This window comes from Methylocystis sp., assembly GCF_050251305.1.
Lineage (GTDB): Bacteria > Pseudomonadota > Alphaproteobacteria > Rhizobiales > Beijerinckiaceae > Methylocystis.
In genome coordinates this window covers 22,222-44,041 of the sequence record NZ_JBFWNB010000018.1, presented here as the reverse complement: position 1 = coordinate 44,041, position 21,820 = coordinate 22,222, and the positions used below count along the sequence as shown (strand labels likewise).

Annotated in this window: 18 protein-coding genes; 5 read left to right on the top strand and 13 right to left on the bottom strand. The window is 65.6% G+C overall.

Annotated features, from left to right (window positions below; genetic code table 11):
- The first annotated feature begins 163 nt into the window (after positions 1-163).
- The gene (locus AB7F41_RS08360) at positions 164-1,732 is read left to right on the top strand and encodes a glucan biosynthesis protein (protein WP_428380687.1); all 1,569 of its coding nucleotides are present in this window, start codon (positions 164-166) and stop codon (positions 1,730-1,732) included.
- Between the two features lie 3 nt (positions 1,733-1,735).
- On the opposite strand, the gene AB7F41_RS08355 is transcribed toward AB7F41_RS08360, so the two are convergent.
- Positions 1,736-2,551 carry a creatininase family protein gene (locus tag AB7F41_RS08355; RefSeq protein WP_428380685.1) on the bottom strand — a complete coding sequence of 272 codons (816 nt, stop codon included), beginning with the start codon at positions 2,549-2,551 and terminating at the stop codon, positions 1,736-1,738.
- A 76-nt stretch (positions 2,552-2,627) separates the two neighbouring features.
- Between AB7F41_RS08355 and AB7F41_RS08350 the strand changes: the two genes are divergently transcribed.
- Positions 2,628-3,107, top strand: coding sequence for a DUF411 domain-containing protein (locus tag AB7F41_RS08350; RefSeq protein WP_428380683.1), 480 nt, complete (start codon positions 2,628-2,630; stop codon positions 3,105-3,107).
- On the opposite strand, the gene AB7F41_RS08345 is transcribed toward AB7F41_RS08350, so the two are convergent.
- Positions 3,035-4,390, bottom strand: coding sequence for a TIGR03862 family flavoprotein (locus tag AB7F41_RS08345; protein WP_428380808.1), 1,356 nt, complete (start codon positions 4,388-4,390; stop codon positions 3,035-3,037). The two genes, AB7F41_RS08350 and AB7F41_RS08345, sit on opposite strands and share 73 nt — an antisense overlap.
- A 102-nt stretch (positions 4,391-4,492) precedes the next feature.
- On the opposite strand from AB7F41_RS08345, the gene AB7F41_RS08340 reads away from it, so the two are divergent.
- Positions 4,493-5,515, top strand: coding sequence for an RluA family pseudouridine synthase (locus AB7F41_RS08340; protein WP_428380682.1), 1,023 nt, complete (start codon positions 4,493-4,495; stop codon positions 5,513-5,515).
- 171 nt (positions 5,516-5,686) lie between these two features.
- Positions 5,687-6,700, top strand: a complete 1,014-nt coding sequence (locus AB7F41_RS08335; protein ID WP_428380681.1) for a ribonuclease T2 family protein — start codon at positions 5,687-5,689, stop codon at positions 6,698-6,700.
- 124 nt (positions 6,701-6,824) lie between these two features.
- Here the strand turns inward: AB7F41_RS08335 and AB7F41_RS08330 are convergent, their stop codons facing one another.
- The 4 genes from AB7F41_RS08330 to epmA form a co-directional block, all read right to left on the bottom strand.
- On the bottom strand, positions 6,825-7,106 hold the full coding sequence (locus AB7F41_RS08330; protein WP_428406503.1) for a hypothetical protein: 282 nt from the start codon (positions 7,104-7,106) through the stop codon (positions 6,825-6,827).
- A 27-nt stretch (positions 7,107-7,133) separates the two neighbouring features.
- On the bottom strand, positions 7,134-8,954 hold the full coding sequence (gene typA, locus AB7F41_RS08325) for a translational GTPase TypA (protein ID WP_428380806.1): 1,821 nt from the start codon (positions 8,952-8,954) through the stop codon (positions 7,134-7,136).
- Positions 8,955-9,135: 181 nt separating this feature from the next.
- A complete protein-coding gene (locus AB7F41_RS08320) occupies positions 9,136-10,611 on the bottom strand; it encodes a hypothetical protein (protein ID WP_428380677.1) in 1,476 nt (491 codons plus the stop codon).
- A gap of 133 nt (positions 10,612-10,744) precedes the next feature.
- Positions 10,745-11,788: an EF-P lysine aminoacylase EpmA gene (gene epmA / locus AB7F41_RS08315; RefSeq protein WP_428380675.1), complete on the bottom strand. Its 1,044-nt coding sequence runs from the start codon at positions 11,786-11,788 to the stop codon at positions 10,745-10,747.
- A gap of 97 nt (positions 11,789-11,885) precedes the next feature.
- Between epmA and efp the strand changes: the two genes are divergently transcribed.
- Entirely contained in the window at positions 11,886-12,455 is a 570-nt protein-coding gene (efp, locus tag AB7F41_RS08310) for an elongation factor P (RefSeq protein WP_428380673.1), read from the top strand.
- 89 nt (positions 12,456-12,544) lie between these two features.
- Here efp and AB7F41_RS08305 read toward each other — a convergent pair whose 3' ends face one another.
- From AB7F41_RS08305 to nuoL, 7 genes are all read right to left on the bottom strand, one after another.
- Positions 12,545-12,952, bottom strand: coding sequence for a very short patch repair endonuclease (locus tag AB7F41_RS08305; RefSeq protein ID WP_428380671.1), 408 nt, complete (start codon positions 12,950-12,952; stop codon positions 12,545-12,547).
- Positions 12,953-13,009: 57 nt separating this feature from the next.
- Positions 13,010-14,203 (bottom strand): DNA cytosine methyltransferase, encoded by a 1,194-nt coding sequence (locus tag AB7F41_RS08300; RefSeq protein WP_428380669.1) that lies wholly within the window; start codon positions 14,201-14,203, stop codon positions 13,010-13,012.
- A gap of 132 nt (positions 14,204-14,335) precedes the next feature.
- Positions 14,336-16,006, bottom strand: a complete 1,671-nt coding sequence (locus AB7F41_RS08295; RefSeq protein ID WP_428380667.1) for a ribonuclease J — start codon at positions 16,004-16,006, stop codon at positions 14,336-14,338.
- Positions 16,003-16,806 (bottom strand): biotin--[acetyl-CoA-carboxylase] ligase, encoded by an 804-nt coding sequence (locus AB7F41_RS08290; RefSeq protein ID WP_428380665.1) that lies wholly within the window; start codon positions 16,804-16,806, stop codon positions 16,003-16,005. The genes AB7F41_RS08295 and AB7F41_RS08290 overlap by 4 nt, the downstream gene beginning before the upstream one ends.
- A 15-nt stretch (positions 16,807-16,821) precedes the next feature.
- On the bottom strand, positions 16,822-18,255 hold the full coding sequence (gene nuoN, locus AB7F41_RS08285; protein ID WP_428380663.1) for an NADH-quinone oxidoreductase subunit NuoN: 1,434 nt from the start codon (positions 18,253-18,255) through the stop codon (positions 16,822-16,824).
- A 13-nt stretch (positions 18,256-18,268) separates the two neighbouring features.
- Positions 18,269-19,777 carry an NADH-quinone oxidoreductase subunit M gene (locus tag AB7F41_RS08280; RefSeq protein ID WP_428380661.1) on the bottom strand — a complete coding sequence of 503 codons (1,509 nt, stop codon included), beginning with the start codon at positions 19,775-19,777 and terminating at the stop codon, positions 18,269-18,271.
- Positions 19,777-21,813, bottom strand: coding sequence for an NADH-quinone oxidoreductase subunit L (nuoL, locus tag AB7F41_RS08275; RefSeq protein WP_428380659.1), 2,037 nt, complete (start codon positions 21,811-21,813; stop codon positions 19,777-19,779). The genes AB7F41_RS08280 and nuoL overlap by 1 nt, the downstream gene beginning before the upstream one ends.
- Positions 21,814-21,820 lie beyond the last annotated feature (7 nt).

Genomic DNA, 21,820 nt, shown 5'->3' with positions numbered 1-21,820 from the left:
TACAAGCGGTTTTTGCGCCCGGCGACTATTTTTTCGGCGCGCGATGCATATTGGCGCGCCGCCGCGCGTCGACCCGCCTGCTTCTTGCGCGGCTGCAACGATAGAGATAGAGCAGCGGGCAAACATCCATCAGCGAAGGCAAGATCCTGGGTCGGATTCGGGAATGACGCGACTGACACGGCGCCAATTCGCAGGATCTCTGTCTGCGATCTCCGCGCAATTTGCGCTCAACGGCTCAACGCGGGCGGCGAGCGATCTTCCGGCGCCGCGATTCGGCTTCGACAATGTGGTGCAGCGGGCGCACGACCTTGCGCTCGCGCCCTTCGACGCCGCGGTTCCGCCGCGACTGCCGGATCCTTTCGACGCGCTGGACTTCGATACGTGGCGAACGATTCGCTTCAAGCGCGATCACGACGTCTTCGGCGGCGCGGACGGCGGCTTCCGGCTCGAGACCTTCCATCTCGGCTTTCTCTATCGGCGTCCGGTGACGGTGAATACGATTCGCGACGGCATCGCGACGCCGATTCCCTATTCTCCGGCGCTCTTCGACTACGGCCGCCTCAAATTGGACAAAGCGCCGCCCGTCAACACCGGCTTCGCCGGGTTCCGCCTGCATTTCCCGGTCAACGAGCCGCATGTCCATGACGAGGTGATCTCGTTCCTCGGCGCGAGCTATTTCCGCTTTCTCGGCCGCGACCAGAAATACGGACTGTCCGCTCGGGCGCTTTGCGTCAACGCCGGCTCCGACGCCGAGACCTTTCCGTTCTTCCGCGAATTCTGGATCGAAACGCCGGAGAAGGGCGGCAATCACGCGACGCTCTATGCGCTGCTCGACGGCAAGGCGGCGACGGGCGCGTTCAAATTCGAACTCTTCGTCGGTCAGGAAAGCACGCTCCAGACAGCGGCGACGCTTTTTCCACGCCGCGCCGGACTCAAACTCGGCCTTGCGCCGCTGACGTCCATGTATTTGACGGGCGAGAACGACCGGCGCGTGCGCGACGGCTTTCGCACCGAACTGCACGATTCCGACGGGCTGCTGATTCACAATGGCGCGGGCGAATGGCTCTGGCGCCCGCTCGGCAATCCGCCGCATCCGCGGATCTCGTCCTTTCTCGACAACAACGTTCGCGGCTTCGGCCTTCTGCAGCGCGACCGGACGTTCGAATCCTATCAGGACCTCGACCTCGCCTATGAAAATCGCCCCAGCTATTTCGTCGAACCCGCCGACAATTGGGGAGAGGGCCGCGTCGAACTGATCGAACTGCCGACGCATGACGAAACGAACGACAACATCGTCGCCAGCTGGACCCCGGCGACGCCGCCGGAGCCCGGCGCGCCCTTCGTCTACGCCTATCGAATCACCGCCGGGCTCGACATGCCGCGGCTCGCGCCCAATGGCGTCGTCGTCAACACATTCGAGGCGCCGGCGCGCGCGCTCGGCTCGGCCGAGCCGCTCGATCCCGAGGCGCATCGCTTCATTGTCGATTTCGCCGGCGGCGATCTCGCCTATTTCGTCGCCGATCCCAGTCAGGTCGAAGCGGTCGCGACGACCAACGCCGGGCGCTTGCTGCGCGCGAGCGTCGCCGCCAACCAGCATATCGAGGGACTGCGCGCGCATTTCGACGTCGCGGTGAAGCCCGGCCAAACCGCCGACCTCCGCCTGTTTCTGCGCGCGCATGGGCGCACGCTGACCGAGACCTGGACCTATCCTTGGACGGCGCCGGCGACGTGATCCTCAGTCGTCCATGCTCTTTAGCCGCGACAGATCGAAGGCCTCCACGTCGCGTAGCAGCTCGATGAACGCCGTCGCCCAGTAGTCCGCCACCGCTTCGCCCTTGTCGGCGCTCGCCTTTGAGGCGTCGCCCATTGCGCCGGCCGGCGAGAGGTCCTGCGCCATCCAGCCGAAGCCGGCGGGGCGATCGGCGCGCAGCCAGGCGAAATCGCGCTCGAAGTCGAGCGTCGCCGGCGGGAAGTTCTTGGCGCGCGCCATGTCGACGAGTTCGGGCCGGAAGGCGAGCATCAGCGACGTCTCGATCTCGCCGCCATGGATGCCGTGCCGCAGCTCCGCTGCCGAGAATAATCCGTCCGGATAGCCGAACCGCGCCCAGGAGGCGATGACCGCCAGCGCGCCGAAACCGGCGCGCAGCTCGAGCGCCGTCTGCGAAACAAGCGCCGAGTTTCCGCCATGCGAATTCAGGAGCACGAGCTTTCTCACCCCGGCGCGCAGGACGCTCTCGGCGACCTCGGCAAGAAGGCGCGCGGCGGTCTCATATCTGAGCGTCAGCGTGCCGGGAAAGTCGCGATGCTCGGTCGACACGCCGACGCTCTGGATCGGCAGAAACACGGCGTCGAGATCTTCGGGCAGTCGCGCCGCGACTCGCTCGACGCAGCCTTCCATGATCATCGCGTCGACGCCCAGCGGCAGATGCGGCCCGTGCTGCTCGACCGCCGCAATCGGCAAAACGGCGATGACGCGCGACATGTCATGCGCGCGCATGTCGCGCAGGGAGAGTTCCGACCAGAAGGGCGAGGGCAGCATGACGGCCAGCATATGCGCCCCGGGCCGAAGGGGAAATGCGCAAGCCGCGGCGTGAGACTATATTGATGCATGAAGCACAGGAGCAGCCATGACCATCAAGCAGACCACGCGCCGTCAGGCGTTCATCTTCGCCGCCGCGACCGGAGCGTTCGCGCTTTTGCCGGGATGGGCGCGCGCGGAGGGCGCAACGAAGGTCGTCGTCCACAAGAGCCCGACCTGCGGCTGCTGCAGCGCATGGACGGCGCGCATGCGCGAAGCCGGCTTCGTCGTCGAGGAGATCGTCGAGGCGGACATTGAGGCGGTGAAAAAGCGCCTCGGCGTGCCGGAGAAGCTCGCCTCCTGCCATACGGCGGAAATCGACGGCTATATCGTCGAGGGCCATGTTCCCCCGGAGGCGGTCGCGCAATTGTTGAAGGAACGTCCGAAAGCCGTCGGCCTCGCCGCGCCCGGCATGCCGGCGGGCTCCCCCGGCATGGAGGGCGGCGCGCCGGAGGTCTACAGGCTGTATTTGTTCGACGCTTCCGGCGCGCGCCCGTTCGGCGACTGGCGGGGCGACAAGCCGGCGTGATCGGCCCCGGTCCCGGTCGGCGCGGCCGCCTGATCGGGCGAAAGTCCGAGATAGCGCGCGGCGCCGCGCCCGGCCGCCAATCCGGTGGCGAAGGCCGCCTGCAACAGATAGCCGCCCGTGGGGGCGTCATAGTCGAGCATCTCTCCGGCGACGAAAACGCCCGGCAGCTTCTTGAGCATCAGATTCTCGTCAAGCTCCTCGAAGGAGACGCCGCCGGCGGTCGAGATCGCGCGCTCGAGCCCGGCGACGCCGACGACGGTCAGCGGCGCGTTCTTGATCAGGGCGGCGAGGCTTTCCGCGTCGCGCGGCAACCCCTCCCGGCGCGCCTCGCGCAACAGTCCGATCTCGACTTTCGAGAATCCCGCCTTGCGCAGGAAGGTCGCATGCGATTGCTTCTGCGAACGGCGTGACAGCTTGCGCGTCAGGCATTCGAGACTCGTGTCCGGGCGCAGATCGATCGACAGCGTCGTCTCGCCGTTTTTCTGCGTCGCTTCGCGCAACTGCGAGGAGAGCGCGTAGACCGGCCCGCCCTCAAGTCCGGCGCGCGTGATGACGACGTCGCCGCGCGCCACCGACGCACCGTGGCGCAGCAATGTGGTCTTGATCGGCTGGCCCTCGAAATCGCTGCGAAAGATCACGCTCCAGTCGATCAGGGCGCCGCTGTTGGCGGCCGCGAGCGGCGTGACGCGCACGCCGCTCGCGCCGAGCGGGGCGGCCCAGGCGCCGTCGGAGCCGAGCCGCGGCCAGGAGGCGCCGCCGAGCGCCAGCACCAGCGCGTCGGCCTTGCGGGTGAATTCGCCGTCGGGACCAATGAGGCGCAATGCTCCTGATTCGGCGAAACCCGCAAAGGCGTGCCGCGTCGTGATGACGACGCCGAGCCGCGACAGGCGCGCGAGCCAGGCGCGCAGCAGCGGCGTCGCCTTGAAGCTTGCCGGAAACACCCGGCCGCTGGAGCCGACGAAGGTCGTCTCGCCAAGCTCGGCGCAGAAGTCGCGCAGCGCCTGCGGCGACCAGGCACGGATGAAGGGCGCGAGCCGCGCAGCCGCCGCGCCATACCGCGAGATGAAGCGCTCCAGGCCTTCGCTATGGGTGATGTTGAGCCCGCCCCGCCCAGCCATCAGAAATTTGCGCGCGGGGCTCGCTTTGTGCTCATAGATGACCACACGCGCGCCGGCGCGGGCGAGAGCGTCGGCGGCGAAAAGTCCGGCGGGGCCCGCGCCAATGACGGCGCAGAACGGAGCCTCGGCGTCGCTAATGGAAGAGCCTCCCTTGGGCGGCGTTATTCGATGCGCAGAATGGCGAAGGTTCGCGCCTTCGCTCGCGCCACGCCTGCGTTTCCGTGGCCCTCATATCATGCGCGCGCCGGCGCGCGGAAAAAAAGCGCAATGACCGCCATGGCTCCGCCTCAAAATGACGCACCCGCCGAGCGTTTCGAATTTATCGTTGCGCCGCAACACGCCGGCGGCCGTCTCGACCGCTTCCTCGCCGAACAGCCGGAGATCGTCGCCGCGCATGTCTCGCGCAGCCGCATCAAAGGGCTGATCGAGGACGGCCGCGCGGCGATCGGCGGCGAGACCGCGCGCGATCCGGCGAAGAAGCTCGCGGCGGGCGATGCGGTCGCGCTCGACATTCCCCCGCCCGCGCCGGCCGAACCTAAGGCTGAGGATATCGCGCTCAACATCGTCTATGAGGACGCGCATCTTCTGGTGATCGACAAGCCCGCCGGCCTCGTCGTGCATCCGGCGAGCGCGCATGAGAGCGGCACGCTGGTCAATGCGCTGATTGCGCATTGCGGCGAGAGCCTTTCCGGCGTCGGCGGCGTCAAGAAGCCGGGCATCGTGCATCGCATTGACAAGGACACCAGCGGCCTTCTGGTCGTCGCCAAGACCGACGCCGCGCATCATGGGCTCTCGCGGCTGTTCGCCGATCACGGCCGCACGCTGCCGTTGACGCGCGAATATCTCGCCTTCGTCTGGGGCGTTCCGGACCGCGCGCATGGGACGGTCGACGCGCCGCTCGGCCGCCACTCGACGCAGCGCGAGAAAATGGCGGTGGTGCCGGAAGCGCGCGGGCGCGAGGCGATCACCCATTGGGAGAAGGCCGAGGAGTATGGCGTCGCGGCGCTGCTGCGCTGCCAGCTCGAGACCGGCCGCACGCATCAGATCCGCGTGCATATGGCGCATATCGGCCATCCGCTGATCGGCGACAAAACCTATGGCGCCGGCTTCAAGACCAAGGTCGCGAAACTGCAGCCCGCTGCGCGCGAGATCGTCGAACAGCTGGGCCGCCAAGCGCTGCACGCCGCGACGCTCGGCTTCGAACATCCGATCACCGGCGAAGAAATGCTGTTCGAAAGCGACCTGCCGGCGGATTTGGCGGCGTTGCGGGAAGCGCTGGCGAGCGCTTGAAGCGCTGAAAAAACCGGCGCCGCTGCGCGCATCTCGCAGCGTGGCGCCGCCTCTCGACATGGATGGCCGGGACAAGCGCGGCCATGACGGCTGAAATGCGGCGATGCTTGCTCAGGCGCGTCGCCCGGCGCTACCCTCCAGCGCGTTTTTTATTTTTTTGGAGTCATCGCCTTGCGCGGATTCGCTCTTTACGCCCTGTCCTGTTCGTCAGTTCTGCTCCTCGCCGTTGGCGCGACGGCCGAGACGCCCGCATCCGGGACCTTCATCGCCCGTCAATCCTGTCCCGCGGTCCAATCGATCCGAACCGGCGCCAATCCGGGCGATGTCAGCGTCGCGCCGGATCAACGTTTTAACCTGCGCGCCAAGAACAAGCCGGACGCGACGCATTATCTCATTGAGGTTCCGGGCGCCGATCCCAAGCGCAGATGGGTCGCCGTCGGATGCGGCGAAGCGATGCTCGCCGAGGGCGGCGGCCAGCAGGGGAATGGCGGCGCAGACGCGCAAGGCGACGGAAGCGGCGGCGGACAAGCGGCGCAAAAGCCCGACTACATCCTTGCCGTGAGCTGGCAGCCGGCTTTTTGCGAAGGCAAGCCCGACAAGAAGGAATGCGAAACGCAAAAGCCCGACCGGTTCGACGCGACGCATTTCACGCTGCACGGGCTTTGGCCGAAGCAATCGTACTGCAACGTCGCTGCGGACATTATCGCGATCGACAAGCACAACAGATGGAGCAGCCTGCCCGCGCCCGAACTCTCCGACGCGACGAGGCATGCGCTGTCGGACGTCATGCCGGGAACGATGTCGCTGCTCGAACGGCACGAGTGGATCAAACACGGCACCTGCTTTCCGGGCGGCGCGGCGGACGCCTATTTCTCGCGGACGCTCGCGCTGGTGTCGCAGCTGAACGGCTCCAAGGTTCGGGAGCTTTTCGCGATGCATATCGGCGATGAAGTGACCCGCGATCAGCTCAAGGCGGCGTTCAACGAGACATTCGGCGACGGCGCCGCCGATCGCGTGCGCGTCGCCTGCAAGAGAGACGGCGGCCGCAATCTGATTGTCGAGATGACCATCGGACTGGTCGGCGACGTCAAGCCCGACAGCAGGCTCGCCGACCTCATCGCCGCAGCGCCGGCGACGGACCCCGGCTGCCCGCGCGGCGTCGTCGACCCCGTGGGGCTGCAGTAAAAACGGGTTGAAGCTTTTTGACGGCTCGCATCCAGCACGCGCTCAGCGGCGGCGCGTGGATGCCCGCGACAAGCGCGGGCATGACGCTCGAGAAGACGACAACAGTCGGACATGGCTCACGGCCTCAGCCGAAGCCCACCCAACTGAAGCCGAACCGACTGACATAACAAGCCGCAAACGCCAGCACGATGATCGTGGCGCCGATCATCGCGGTCAGCCCTTCGCTTAGAACGACAACGCCGTCTTCGTCTTTGAACCTGAACCAGCTAAGCGGCTTGAGCTTCATCAGATCTTCCGAGACACGCTGCGGCCGGCAGCGACCGAAACTGAGAAACCAGATGAGTGACCAACCGAGGAAATATCCGAACGTAAAAAGCGCGTCGATGGTTGCAAGCATCATCTCCACCGCGTTTTGCCTTCTTCAGCGGCTCGCTCACTCCACCAGCGCGGCCTTGCCCTTCGCCTTCTTGCGATCGTTCGGGTCGAGAAACACCTTGCGCAGCCGGATCGACTTCGGCGTCACTTCCACGCGCTCGTCGTCCTCGATATAGGCGAGCGCCTTCTCCAGCGTCATCTGGATCGGCGGCGTCAGGCGCACCGCCTCGTCCTTCGACTGCGTGCGGATGTTGGTCAGCTGCTTGCCCTTGAGCACATTGATCTCGAGATCATTGTCGCGCGTATGCTCGCCGACGATCATGCCGCGATAAACCTTCCAGCCCGGCTCGATCATCATCGGGCCGCGGTCTTCCAGCTTCCACATCGCGTAGGCGACGGCCTCGCCCTGATCGTTCGAGATCAGCACCCCGTTGCGGCGTCCCTGAATCTCGCCCTTGAACGGCGCATATTCATGGAACAGGCGGTTCATGATCGCCGTGCCGCGCGTGTCGGTGAGAAGCTCGCCCTGATAACCGATGAGGCCGCGCGTCGGCGCATGGAAGACGAGCCGCAGGCGATTGCCGCCCGACGGCTTCATCTCGATCATCTCGGCCTTGCGCTCGTTCATCTTCTGCACGACGACGCCGGAGTGCTCCTCGTCGACGTCGATGACGACCTCTTCGATCGGCTCGAGAATGTCGCCGTTCGCGTCCTTCTTGTAGACGACCTTCGGACGCGACACGCCCAGCTCAAAACCTTCGCGGCGCATCGTCTCGATCAGAATGCCGAGCTGCAACTCGCCGCGGCCGGAGACGATATAGGCGTCGCCCATCGGCGCGTCCTCGACGCGCAGCGCGACATTGCCTTCGGCCTCCTTGAGGAGACGCGCGCGGATCATGCGGCTCGTGACCTTGTCGCCTTCCGTGCCGGCGAGCGGGCTGTCGTTGACTAGGAAGGTCATGGAGAGCGTCGGCGGATCGATCGGCTGCGCCTGCAGCGGCTCGTTCACGTCGAGCGCGCAGAGCGTGTCGGCGACGTTGAATTTCTCGAGGCCGGCGATGGCGACGATGTCGCCGGCTTCCGCCTCTTCGATCGGCTGGCGCTCGATGCCGCGGAAGGCGAGAATCTTCGAGACGCGCCCCTGCTCGACGATCTTGCCGGTGCGGTCGAGCACCTTCACCGGCTGGTTCGGCTTCACCGAGCCGGAGAACACGCGGCCGGTGATGATGCGGCCGAGATAGGGATTGGCTTCGAGCAGCGTGCCGAGCATACGGAAGCCGCCCTCCTCGACGGTGGGCTCCGGCACATGTTTGAGCACGAGATCGAAGAGCGGCGCCATGCCGTCCTGCGGGCCGGTCGGCTCCTCGGCCATCCAGCCCTGCTTGGCGGACCCGTAGATGATCGGAAAGTCGAGCTGCTCGTCGGTGGCGTCGAGCGCGGCGAAAAGGTCGAAGACTTCGTTGACGACTTCGCTCACCCGCGCGTCGGGCTTATCCACCTTGTTGACGCAGACGATCGGCTTCAGGCCGATCTTCAAGGCCTTGCCGACGACGAATTTCGTCTGCGGCATGGGGCCTTCGGCGGCGTCGACAAGGACGATGGCCCCGTCGACCATGGAGAGAATCCGCTCCACCTCGCCGCCGAAATCGGCGTGGCCGGGCGTGTCGACGATATTGATGCGCACATCCTTCCAGGCGATCGACGTCGCCTTGGCCATGATGGTGATGCCGCGCTCCTTTTCGAGATCGTTCGAGTCCATGACGCGTTCGGCGACGCGCTGGTTGTCGCGAAAGGCGCCCGATTGCTGAAGCAGACGGTCGACGAGCGTGGTCTTGCCATGGTCGACGTGGGCGATGATGGCGATATTGCGCAGCTGCATGTTTCTAAGGCCGACCAGGTAAAACAGCCGTCTCGGCGGCCGCCGATGGGCGGCCGGAACCAAGAGACGCTGCCTGTTGTTGCGATGCAGCGTCTCATACCTCAAGGCGGGGGATTTTGGAAGCGACGCCGCCACGGCCTGAGCGCGGCCGTGCGCCGGGCGACAGCCCCCCGGCCCGCGGCTAGCTGGCCGGGCACTGCTCCCGGCAGCGGCGCCAGGCGGGGATGCATTGCGACCCCAGGCCGCCGTCGGCGAGACAGGCGTCCCGTTCGGCGTTGCAGTCCCGCAGGCACTGCTCGCGCGGCGTCGGCTCGGGCTGAGGCGGAGGCGGCGGCTGCTGTGCGGTGAAGGTGGTCAGCGGCCCCAGTTCCTGCTCGATGAGGCTCATCGGACTGAAAACAAAGGAGCTGCCGTCGTCCGGGCCGCCCCAGAGAATGCCGTGCAGGCTCGCCTGGCTGGCCGTGGGCAGGATGGAGAACACGGGCGAGCCGCTGTCGCCATGATCGGTCAGCTTGTTGGTCCCGCTCACCCGGGCGACGCGGCTCTGGCACAGGAGCCTGATGTCGGTATCCGCGACATTGACGTCGATGCAGGTCGCGCGCACGTCGCCGAAGGCCCAGCCGGTCGTGCGGCCGACCTTGTTCAGCCTCGCGCCGACGATAGAGTCCGGCGTCTCGCTCATGATCCTGAAGACGCCGGGGAAATTATTGATCGTCAGCGAGCCGACATTGTTGGTCGTGCGGGCGATTTCGAAGGGCCCGCGGTCGATGCGGTAGTCGGCGTAGGCGCTGTCGCTGAAGCGGCACTTCCGTCCCGAGGGGCACGCGCCGCCGGTGAAATATGGCGGATCTCTATCCTCGTCGCCGATCTTGTTGCCCGACAACAACGGATCGTTCGGCTGATGGATATCGTCGTCATTGCTGACGCCGCGGTTCTTCGTGCAGTGCGAATTGGTGATAAAGCCGTCGCGGTCATTGCGCACGACGTTGAATCCGAGCGTGCAGATCTTGTAGGCGAAAACGCCGGTGTCGATTTCGATCTGAACGCCGGCGCGCACCGGCCGGCTCTTGTCGCGCAACGACGCGTGAAAGCGGATCGGCTGCGTCTCCTCGATGATCAGCGCGTCGAAGGGGACGCCGAGCGATTTCGCCAGCGCCTCAAATCTTTGGCGCGACGGATCGCCGACGACGCCGACGGTCACGCGATTGCGGCGCTCGTCCAGATCGACGAAGACGATCTCCTGGCCATCGAGCGCTGGGCCGAGGCTCTTTTTCCATCTGGCGAGTTCGACGACGTCGTAGTCGCCCTTGATGATGTTGGGCTGCTGGGCGCGGCCTTTACGCGCGGCGTTTGGAGCGAGGAAGTCCGCGCCGAGCACGCTGACGATCGCCGACGCGACTTGCGCGCGCGCGGTTTTCATCGCATCCGCCCCACGCAGGTCGGCGGCGTTTTTCATATAGACCTGCAGCGCGCCCTTTTCGTCGAAGTACATGCCGCCGAAGCCGGGCGCCTGCTCAGCGATCTTCACGAGCTTGTCGTCGAAGGTCGTCACCGGCGCAGAAGGCGCGGCCGGCGGCTCCTTCTGCTGCGCCGAGGCGGCGGCCGCGATCGTCATGGCGATCGCTATGAGAGACGTAAGCAATATATTGAGGCGCATTGCGCCCTCCATGACATCATGCGCGGCTTGCGAGCGCGTATCGCCGCCGGCCGCCGCCAAATGGCGCCAATATGGACGTCCCCGCCAGTGTATGACTTGCGCGCTGGCGTCGCGTCGTTTGTTTGAATGAGAGTTAGAGCGCCGTTCCGCGCTCGGCCACGGGGGTCCACAGCACCTGCTCGATGCGTTCGGCCCCGGCGGCGAGCATCACCAGCCGATCGAACCCGAGCGCGACGCCGCACGCCGGCGGCATCTCAGCCAGGGCGGCGAGAAAATCCTCGTCGATCGGATAGGCCTCGCCATAGATGCGGCGCTTCTCCCGCATCTGCGCCTCGAACCGGCGGCGCTGCTCCGCCGCATCCGTCAGTTCGGCAAAGCCATTGGCGAGTTCGACGCCGCAGACATAGAGTTCGAAACGGTCGGCGAAACGCGGATCGTCGGCGTTGGCGCGGGCGAGCGCCGCCTCGCTTAAGGGATAGTCGGTCAGGATCGTCGGCCGCTCGCAGCCAAGCATGGGCTCGATCTTTTCGGACATGATCTTGCTGAAGAGATCCGACCAGCCGTCGTCTTCGGCGACCCTGACGCCGTCGCGCGCCGCGGCGCGGGCCAGCCCGTCGCGGTCCTCAAGCAGCGTTTCGAGATCGATGCTGGCGTGGGTCGCGAAGGCGTCGCAGACGCTGACGATCTCCGGCTCCCCGAAAGGATCGCAGACGCGATCCCGCCATGCGAAATCGGCCGCGCCGGCCGCCCGCGCCGCGCTCGCCAGCAGCCCGGCGCAATCCTCCATCAACCGCAGCGTCGGCGCCTCGGCGCGGTACCACTCCAGCATGGTGAATTCAGGATGATGCAGGGCGGAGCGCTCGCGATTGCGGAACGCCCGCGCAAGGGTGAAAATCCGCTCCTCGCCCGCCGCCAGCAGCTTCTTGCAGGAAAACTCCGGCGACGTATGGAGATAGAGCCGGCTGTGTTCGCCGCCCGGGCCGATCAGCTCCGTCGCGAAGGCCGAGAGGTGCGTTTCATTGCCGCCCGAGAGCTGAAGCGCCGCCGTTTCAACCTCGACGAAGCCCTCGGCGGCGAAGAGGCGTCGGACCGCCGCGACGATCGCGGCGCGCGCCTTGAGAAAGGGCTTGCGGTCGGCGTAAACATCCCGAGCCCACCAAGGCGACGCGTGCGTCATGAGGCCTCCCGCGGGGGCTCGGCCCCGGATTGCCGGCGCGCCCGAAATATGGTCTTACCGCCGTTCATCATCCAAGCCGGCAATAAGGGATACCGACGTGAAAGTCATCGCCAGTTCGATTCGCAAAGGCAATATCATTGAGAGAGACGACGGGCAGCTTTACGTCGTCCTGACCGCCGAAAGTTTTTTCCCCGGCAAGGGCACGCCGACGACGCAGATCGACATGCGCCGCCTGTCGGACGGCGTCAAAGTCTCCGACCGCTACAAGACGACCGAACAGGTCGAGCGCGCCTTCGTCGAAGATCAGGATTTCAGCTATCTCTACAATGACGACGACGGCTACCACTTCATGAATCAGGCGAGCTACGAGCAGGTCGCCGTCTCCGCCGACACGATCGGAGATCAGGCGCAGTGGCTGCAGGAAGGCATGGTCTGCATCCTGTCCATGTTCAACGGCGCCCCCGTCGGAATCCAGTTGCCGCCGCGCGTGACGCTCGAGGTCGTCGAGACCGAGCCGGCGCTCAAGGGGCAGACCGCGTCCTCATCCTATAAGCCGGCGAAACTTTCCAATGGCGCGCGCGCGATGGTGCCGCCCCACATCCAGACCGGCACCCGCGTCGTGATCCAGACCGAGGACGGCGGCTATGTCGAGCGCGCCAAGGACTGAGGGCGATCCAGCCGTCCACGCCTGACATACGCGCTGCTTCCGTGGATGGCCGGGACAAGCCCGGCCATGACGCAGGTTGACATTGCGCTCTAGTTCAGGAATTCGCGCAGACGCTTTTCCACCGCGGCGCAATCCTTCAGCTCGCATTCCCAGATCGTGAGCGCGCGCCAGCCCAGCGCCGCGAGCTTTTCGCGATGCGCGGCGTCGCGGGCGACATTTTTCGCGATTTTCGCGCGCCAATAGTCGGCGTTGGCCTTGGGCGTGCGCGCGCCGCGCGGACAATCATGACCGTGCCAGAAGCAGCCGTGAACGAAGATCGCGCGCTTGCGGCCGACGAAGGCGATGTCCGGATTGCCCGGAACGTCCTTGCGATGCAGCCGATAGCCCGGCGCGAATGGACGCAATATCGCCCGCACGGCGATTTCGGGCGAGGTGTCGCGGCCCTTCACCGCGCGCATGATGGCGGAGCGCTGCTCGCGCGTTTCGGTCTTGGTCAAGCCTGACGCCCCCTCCCCGGCCCTCCCCCGCTGCGCTTCGCTTGCGGGAGAGGGGGTTCAAGCCGCCGCCTGCACGGAGCATGCATTCAGCGCCGGCTCCAACAGGCTCGCCGCAATGTGCCGCACGACTGGAACGACGACGCCGTCGCCGGTCAGATGATAGGCGTCGCTATAGGTCGCGGGGAGCAGGTAATCTTCCGGCAGACCCATCAGGCGCGCCGTCTCGCGCGCCGACATCAGCCGCGAACGCACCCGGCCCTTGTCGACGATCAGCGCATACTGCCGGCTGGAGCCGCCGGCCGGCGTGCGCAGGCAGCCGGCGACGTCGTCGAAACGCGCCTCGGCGCGCTGGATTTTGACGCCGTTCTGATAGCGGGTGCGGCGGTAGAGCGCGCCCGCCATTTTTTGGCCGGCGCGTTTCGCCTCGGCGATCTTCGCCAGATTGACGTCGCTCATCATGGCGATGAGCGCTTGCGTCTCGGCGGCGCTATGCCAGGCGACGTCGCAAGGCGCTTCTTCGATCACATCGAGCAGCGTCGCATTGCGTTGGAGAGGCGCCGGCAGGTCCCACCACAGCCAGTTATCGCGTAGCTTTCGCGGCAGTTTCTCATGCGCCGCCATCAGCGCGCGGGTATGGAAAACTTTTCTGCGCGCCGCTTGACGCAGTCCAAAATCGGTTTCGTCGCCCTGCGCCGCGCCGTGACGGATGGCGAGCGAGATCGGGATCGCCACATCCTCGCGCACGGCGACGATGAACAGTCGCGGACGCGATTGCGGAACGAACAGCGCGGCGTCGATGACGAGCGCGCCAAACCGGTAACGCTCCTTCGCCAGCGCCGCGCAAATTTCGATGAAATCTTTGCCGCCATGCGAGGTGAGCGCGCCGCAGACGTTTTCGAGAACGATCATCGACGGCGCGCGCCCCTCTTGGCGCAATGCCTTCATCAAATCCCAGAAAGGCCAGAAGGTCCCGGACCGCTCGCCCTTCAATCCGGCGCCGGCGCCGGCGAGCGACAGGTCCTGACAGGGGAAAGACGCCCAGACGAGATCGGCGCGGCCGGGCAATTGCGCTGTGGATATCTCGCGCACGTCGCCGATATGAAGCTCGTCGCCGCCCCAATTGGCGCGATAGCTCTCCGCCTTCTTGCGATCGAAATCATTGGCGAAGAAACAGCGCCAGCCTTCGCCGAGCCCGGCGCGGGCCATGCCGCCGCCGGCGAAGAATTCGTAATAGGTCGGCCTGCCGTCCATGCGCGATTCGTCTCGTTGGGCGAGCATAACGCGGAAGCGATTGACGGCGAAGCGACGCAAGGAGGATGCGCGCGCATCCCCACCCGCTCGCCTTCGGCGAGCCGCCTCCCCGCAAGGGGGAGGCATGGTCGTCTAGGTCGCGACCACCATCACATGCACGGTGGGCTTCTTGCCCCACACGGACGAGACGGCGCCCCGCACCGCCCGCTCGATCGCCGTTGAAACGGCGTTGGCGTCGCGCCGCCGGCCGCGCGACAGGCCGTCGAAGGCGGCGAAAAGCGCCTCGTCGATGACTTCGCCCATGTCCTCGCCGAATTTGCCGCGTTTCGGCACGCCGGCGAAGACGACGTCCGGATCGCCGATCAGGTCGCCTTTACGGTCGACGGCGAGCGCGATAGAAACGACCCCGGCGAACGAAAGCCGCGCGCGGTCGCGCACGGCGCTGTCATCTTCAGCAATGACGACATCGCCGTCCTTCATCAGACGTCCGTGCGGCGCCTCGCCGATCACGCCCGGCGCGCCGGGCGCCAGCCGCACGATGTCGCCATTGCGCGCCGAGACGACGAGCGAGGCGCCATGCGCCTTGGCGAAGGCCGCATGTTCCGTGAGATGATGCGCCTCGCCATGCGCCGGCACGGCGATCTGCGGCCGAATCCATTCATACATCTGGGCGACCTCGCCGCGGCGCGGATGGCCTGAGCAATGCACGAGGTGATCGTGGTCAGTGATGACCTCGACGCCGATGTCGCAAAGATTGTTGATGACGCGAAAGACCTCGCGCGCATTTCCGGGGATGACGCGCGACGAGAAGATCACCCGATCGCCGGCGACAAGCTTGATCGCCGGATGATCGTTCGCGGCGGCGCGCGCCATCGCGGCGCGGGTCTCGCCCTGGCTGCCCGTCGCGATGACCACCGTCTTGTCGCGCGGCAGCGTCGGCAGCAGTTCCGGCGCGTGAAATCCCGGCAATCCGTCGAGATAGCCGCACTCGCGCGCGACCTGGATCGCGCGATCCATCGCCCTGCCCGCAACGACGACGGTGCGCCCGCAGGCTTGCGCGGCCTCGGCGATGCCGCGCAGCCGCGCCACATTCGAGGCGAAGGTCGTCACCAGCACCCGGCCCGGCGCCTCGTCGATCAGCGTGCGCAACGTGCGCGCGACATCGGATTCCGAGAAACTGTCGCCCTCGCGCAGGATGTTCGTCGAGTCGCAGATCAGCGCCATGACGCCCTCGTCGCCAAGCGCGCGCAGCCGCGCTTCGTCGATGCGGGTTCCAACGCCAGGCTCCGGATCGATCTTCCAGTCGCCGGTGTGCAGCAGCAGGCCGAGCGGCGTGCGGATGGCGAGCGCATTGGCTTCCGGAATCGAATGCGCGACGGCGACATATTCGACCTGGAACGGGTCGAGGTCGAGCTTTGCGCCGGCATGCGTCAGGGCGATGTCGATCTTCGGCGCGCCGGGCTCGTTCAGCCGCCGCACTTCGAGCAGGCCGGCGGCGAAGGGCGTCGCAAAGACCTTGCATTTGAGCCGTGGCCACAATGTCGCGAGCGCGCCGATATGGTCTTCATGCGCATGGGTGATGCAGATGCCGACGAGATCGCGCGCGATCTTCTCGACGAAAGCGATATCGGGAAAGACCAGGTCGACGCCGGGCAGTTCCGGCCCGGGAAAGCCAAGGCCGCAATCGACCATCAGCCATTTTCGCTTCTGCGACGGCCCATAGCCGTAAAGGGCCATGTTCATGCCGATTTCCCCGAGTCCGCCAAGCGGCAGGAAGACGAGATCGGCGTCGGGCGTCGTCATGCGACGCCTCCCGCCGTGGTCTGTCGTGGGCCGAGCGACACGTCGCCGGCCTCGACCACCCGCGCGCCGTCGCGCGTCGCCAGCACGAGCCGTCCGGTCGCGTCGACCGTCTCGAAGCGTCCCTCGACGGTCTCGCGCGGCAGCTCGACGCGGATCCGATCGCCGATATAGGCGGCGTCGGCCAGCCAGGCCTCCCGTATGGCGGCGAAGCCCTCGCCGCGACGCCAAAGCTCAAGGGTTTCGACGAGCGCGTCGGAGAGATGCGTGAAGAGCGTCGCCGCGAGGGGCGCGTCCGGTCCGATCGACGCAAGCGCGCAGGCGTCGAACGGAAGACCGCCAGGCGCCGCCGCGCAATTGACGCCGATCCCGATGATTGCGACCGAGGCGCGCGGCGCGCGGGCGTCGCCGGTCGGAACGCTGACGTTCTCGAGCAGGATGCCGCCGAGCTTGGCTCCATCGAGCAGCAGATCGTTCGGCCATTTCACTGCGAAGCGGGCGGCTGCGCCCGCCGAATTGCGCAAGGCGCGCAGCGCCGCGACCGCAGCGACAAAGCCGAGCTGCGGCGCGACGGCGTTCTCGCCGAAATCGCTGAGAACAAAGCTCGCGTGAAGATTGCCGACGGGCGAAATCCACGCGCGTCCGAGCCGCCCATGCCCCCGCGTCTGCCGCGCGGCGACGATCCAGAGCGGTCCCCGCTCGCCCGCCTCGATCAGCCGGCGGGCTTCGTCATTGGTCGAATCGACGCTTTCCAGCGCGAGGAGGCGCACGCCATGGGCGCGCGCCGATGATCCCAACTCCACGCGCGAATTTCCTTCCTAGAAAAGCGATTTGGCCGCCGCCGCCGCCGCATCCATGACCGGCGTGGGATAGACCCAAAAGCCCATCAGCGCCAGTGTGGAGGCGGCGAGAATCGCGCGGACCGCCATGGGCGCGCGATCGAAAGCCGGCGCCGGGTCGTCGAAATACATGACCTTGACGACGCGCAAATAGTAGTAGGCGGCCACCGCGCTCGACAGAACGCCGATCACCGCAAGGCCGAAAAGGCCGGCGTCGACCGCCGCGAGCAGCACGTAATATTTGGCGAAAAAGCCCGCGAGCGGCGGAACGCCGGCAAGCGAGAACATCAGCATGGCCAGGAAGAACGCCATCCAGCCATTGGTGCGGGACAGGCCGGCCAGATCGGAAATGTTCTCGGCAAATTTGCCCTGGACGCGCATCGCCAGAACCGCGGCGAAGGTCCCGAGAGTCATGATGAGATAGATGGCGAGATAGATCGCCACCCCGCGCACGCCCGCCTCGTCGGCGGCGGCGAGGCCGATCAGCGCGAAGCCCATATGGCCGATCGAGGAATAGGCCATCAGCCGCTTGATGTTCTCCTGGCCGATCGCCGCGAACGAGCCGAGCAGCATCGACGCGATCGAGATGAAGATGATGATCTGGCGCCACTGATCCTTCACGCCCGGAAAGGCCGTGACGACGATGCGCGCGGTGATCGCCACCGCCGCCATCTTGGCGGCCGAAGCGAAAAAGGCGGTGACCGGCGTCGGCGCGCCCTGATAGACGTCGGGCGTCCACATATGGAACGGCGCCGCCGACATCTTGAACGCGAGGGCGGCCAGGACGAAGACAAGTCCGAAGATCATCCCGATCGGCGCCGAATTCGAAGCGGCGGCGGCGATGCCGGCGAAGGACACCGTGCCGGCGAAGCCGTAGAGCAGCGACGCGCCGTAGAGCATCATGCCGGACGAGAGCGCGCCGAGGACGAAATATTTCAGCCCGGCCTCCGACGACCGCCCGTCGTCGCGCGCAAAGGCGGCCATCACATAGAGCGCTAGCGACATCAGCTCGAGGCCGAGATAGAGCGCGATCAAATTGTCGGCCGAGATCAGCAGCAGCATGCCGAGCGTCGAGAGCATGATCAGCACGGGATATTCGAATTTCTCGAGCCCGTTGCGCTGCAGCCAATCGACCGACATCAGAATGGAGGCGATCGCGCCGATCAGCGTCAGCGCCTTCATGAAGCGCGAAAAGCCATCGTCGACATAGGCGCCGTCGAAGACGCTGGTGTCGGGCGTGCTCGACAGCGCGATCGTGACCAGGGCGAGGCTCAGGACGCCGACGGCCATTTCGTCGACGAGACCGAAGCCGCGCTCGCCGCGCCAGGCGCCTATCAGGATGAGAACCATGACGCCGACCGCGAGAATGGTCTCGGGGAGGAAATGGTGCGCGAGTTGAACGAAGAAGGGCATCGTCAGCGATCCGTCAATGGCCGGCGGCCGCGAGCTTAATCGCGTCGATGAGCGCCGTATGAGTCTGGATGAGATTGTCGACCGAAGCCTGCGTTGCGTTCAGGATCGGCTGCGGCTGCACGCCGTAGTAGATCGTCAGCAGCACCAGCGGCGTGAAGATGGCGATCTCACGCGGCGTCAGATCCGTGATGGTCTTGAGGCTCGCCTTCTCCAGGACGCCGAAGATGACGCGGCGGTAGAGATAGAGCGCATAGGCGGCCGAGAAAATGACGCCGCTGGTCGCGATCAGCGCCACCCAGCTGTTGGCCTGGAATGCGCCGGTCAGCGACAGGAATTCGCCGATGAAGCCGGTCGTTCCAGGCAGGCCGACATTCGCCATGGTGAAGAGCATGAAGACGAAGGCGTAGATCGGCATGCGATTGACGAGGCCGCCATAGGCGGCAATCTCGCGCGTATGCATGCGGTCGTAGATCACGCCGACGCACAGGAACAGCGCGCCGGAGACGAAGCCGTGCGAGATCATCTGGAAGATCGCGCCCTGCACGCCCTGGGCGTTCAGCGTGAACAGGCCCATGGTGACATAGCCCATATGCGCGACCGACGAATAGGCGATGAGCTTCTTGATGTCCTCCTGCACCAGCGCGACAAGCGAGGTGTAGACGATCGCGATCACCGAAAGCGCGTAGATGAGCGGCGCGAAATTGGTGGACGCGTCCGGAAACATCGGCAGCGAGAAGCGGATGAAGCCGTAGCCGCCCATCTTCAGAAGAATCGCCGCAAGAATGACAGAGCCGGCCGTCGGCGCCTCGACGTGGGCGTCAGGCAGCCAGGTATGCACCGGCCACATCGGCATCTTCACCGCAAAGGATGCGAAGAAGGCGAGCCAGAGCCAGGTCTGCATCTCTTTGGGGAAATCGGTCTTCAACAGGACGGTGATGTCGGTCGTGCCGGCCTTGTCATACATCGCGAGGATCGCGACCAGCATGAGGAGCGAGCCGACGAGCGTGTAGAGAAAGAATTTGAAGCTCGCATAGACGCGCCGTTTGCCGCCCCAGATTCCGATGATGAGGAACATCGGGATCAGGCCGCCCTCGAAGAAGAGATAGAACAGCACGAGGTCCAGCGCGCAGAAGACGCCGACCATCAGCGTCTCGAGCACGAGGAAGGCGATCATATATTCCTTGACGCGCTTCTGGACCGAATCCCACGAAGCGAGGATGGCGAAGGGCATCAGGAAGGTCGTCAGCAGAACAAACGGCATCGAGAAGCCGTCGACGCCCATCTTGTAGACGAGGCCCGAGCCGAACCAGCTCTTCTCCTCGACGAATTGGAACGCCGCGCTCGTCGTATCGAACGTCGACCAGACGACCAGCGACAATGCGAAGGTCGCGAGCGTGGTCGCGAGCGTCGCCCACCGGATATTCGCCAGGCTCGCTTCATCGTCGCTCTTCTGGGTGAGGAGGAAGGCGACGCCGACCAGCGGTAGGAAGGTGACGCCGGAGAGAATGCCGAAACCGAACATCAGCGCAATCCTCCGGCGATGAAGTAAGTGGCGACGGCCGCGACGCCGATGAGCATGGCGAAGGCGTAATGGTAGACGTAGCCGGTCTCCAATCGCACGGCGAATCGCGCGCCGTCGGCGACCCGCGCCGCGACGCCGTCAGGTCCCAGACCGTCGATGATCGCGCCGTCGACGCGCTTCCAGAACAGCCGGCCGATGGCGAAAGCCGGCCGAACGAACAGGAAGTCGTAGAGCTCGTCGAAATACCATTTGTTGAGCAGGAACTTGTAGAGACGCGGGAAGACCCTCGCCAGCGCCTGCGCGGTTCCGGGCTTCAGCACATAGACATAGAGCGCGATCAGGAAGCCCATGACCATCATCGCGGTCGGCGAATAGGCGGCCCATGCGGGGATGTCGTGCATCTCGTGCAGGATCTCATTGTGCTCGCCGCTAAACAGCGCGCCTTTCCAGAATTCCGTATAGTCGTGGCCGGCGAAATAGGGCTCGAAGACATAGCCCGCGCCAAGCGCGCCGACGGCGAGCACCGCCAGCGGGATCAGCATCACCAGCGGCGACTCATGCGGCGTATGATGGCCGTGATCGTCATGTCCATGATCGTCATGCGCGTGATCGTCGTGTCCGTGGCCATGATCGTCCGCGGCCGCCGTCGCGCCGTCCGAATGATCGACCGCGACCGCATGCGCCGCGCGATGGCCGAAGAACGTCATGAACACGAGACGCCAGGAATAATAGGAGGTCAGTCCGGCGGCGACGACCGTCGAGACAAAGCCGATCATCGCGGTCGTGCGATGTTCGCCGGCGGCGAAGGCCGCCTCGATGATGGCGTCCTTGGAGAAATAGCCGGCCGTATAGGGGAAGCCCGTCAGCGCCAGCGTGCCGATGGTCATCATCGCGAAGGTGAAGGGAATGTCCTTGCGCAGGCCGCCCATGTTGCGCATGTCCTGCTCATGGTGCATCGCGTGGATGACCGAGCCTGCGCCCAGAAACAGCAGCGCCTTGAAGAAGGCGTGGGTGAAGAGATGGAAGATGCCGAGCGAATATGCGCCGACGCCTTCCGCGACGAACATGTAGCCGAGCTGCGAACAGGTCGAATAGGCGATGACGCGCTTGATGTCGTTTTGAACGAGGCCGACAGTCGCGGCGAAAAAGGCGGTCACCGCGCCGATGATGGTGACGAAGGCAAGCGCGTCGGGCGCATGTTCGAAAATCGGCGAGAGCCGCGCCACCATGAACACGCCGGCGGTCACCATCGTCGCCGCATGAATGAGCGCCGAGACCGGCGTCGGGCCTTCCATCGCATCCGGCAACCATGTGTGCAGGAAGAACTGCGCGGATTTGCCCATCGCGCCGATGAAGAGCAGGAAGGCCGCCATGGTCAGCGCGTCGACGTCCATGCCGAAGACGTGGATCGTCTTGCCGGCGAGTCCCGGAACGGCGGCGAAGACCTCTTCAAAGCCGAGCGACTTGGTCAGCTGGAAGACCAGGAAAATGCCGAGCGCGAAGCCGAAGTCGCCGACGCGGTTGACGACGAAGGCCTTGATCGCGGCGGCGTTGGCCGAAGGCTTCTGATACCAGAAGCCGATGAGCAGATAAGAGGCGAGGCCGACGCCTTCCCAGCCGAAGAACATCTGCACCAGATTGTCGGCCGTCACCAGCATCAGCATCGCGAAGGTGAACAGCGACAGATAGGCGAAGAAGCGCGGACGATCCGGATCCTCGTGCATGTAGCCGACCGAATAGAGATGCACGAGGCTCGACACCGTGTTGACGACGACGAGCATCACCGCCGTCAGCGTGTCGACCCGCAGCGCCCAATCGACCTTGAGCGCGCCGACGGTCATCCAGTTGGCGATGACCGGCGCGTAGCCGTGCGCCTCGCCGAGCGCCACGTGGAAGAAGACGATCCACGACAGGACGGCGCAGACCATCAGCAGGCTCGTCGTGAGGAGCTCGGCGCCGCGCGCGCCGATCCAGCGTCCGAACGCGCCTGCGACGAGGAAGCCGACGAGCGGAAGAAAAACGATGGCGTAAATCATCCTGGGG

What these genes read in the sequence shown, in the direction of transcription:
- AB7F41_RS08360 (WP_428380687.1), top strand. Translation starts at nt 164, where the DNA reads ATGACGCGACTGACACGGCGCCAATTCGCAGGATCTCTGTCTGCGATC.
- AB7F41_RS08355 (WP_428380685.1), bottom strand. Translation starts at nt 2,551, where the DNA reads ATGCTGGCCGTCATGCTGCCCTCGCCCTTCTGGTCGGAACTCTCCCTG.
- AB7F41_RS08350 (WP_428380683.1), top strand. Translation starts at nt 2,628, where the DNA reads ATGACCATCAAGCAGACCACGCGCCGTCAGGCGTTCATCTTCGCCGCC.
- AB7F41_RS08340 (WP_428380682.1), top strand. Translation starts at nt 4,493, where the DNA reads ATGACCGCCATGGCTCCGCCTCAAAATGACGCACCCGCCGAGCGTTTC.
- typA (WP_428380806.1), bottom strand. Translation starts at nt 8,954, where the DNA reads ATGCAGCTGCGCAATATCGCCATCATCGCCCACGTCGACCATGGCAAG.
- AB7F41_RS08320 (WP_428380677.1), bottom strand. Translation starts at nt 10,611, where the DNA reads ATGCGCCTCAATATATTGCTTACGTCTCTCATAGCGATCGCCATGACG.
- epmA (WP_428380675.1), bottom strand. Translation starts at nt 11,788, where the DNA reads ATGACGCACGCGTCGCCTTGGTGGGCTCGGGATGTTTACGCCGACCGC.
- AB7F41_RS08300 (WP_428380669.1), bottom strand. Translation starts at nt 14,203, where the DNA reads ATGGACGGCAGGCCGACCTATTACGAATTCTTCGCCGGCGGCGGCATG.
- AB7F41_RS08295 (WP_428380667.1), bottom strand. Translation starts at nt 16,006, where the DNA reads ATGACGACGCCCGACGCCGATCTCGTCTTCCTGCCGCTTGGCGGACTC.
- nuoN (WP_428380663.1), bottom strand. Translation starts at nt 18,255, where the DNA reads ATGCCCTTCTTCGTTCAACTCGCGCACCATTTCCTCCCCGAGACCATT.
- AB7F41_RS08280 (WP_428380661.1), bottom strand. Translation starts at nt 19,777, where the DNA reads ATGTTCGGTTTCGGCATTCTCTCCGGCGTCACCTTCCTACCGCTGGTC.
- nuoL (WP_428380659.1), bottom strand. Translation starts at nt 21,813, where the DNA reads ATGATTTACGCCATCGTTTTTCTTCCGCTCGTCGGCTTCCTCGTCGCA.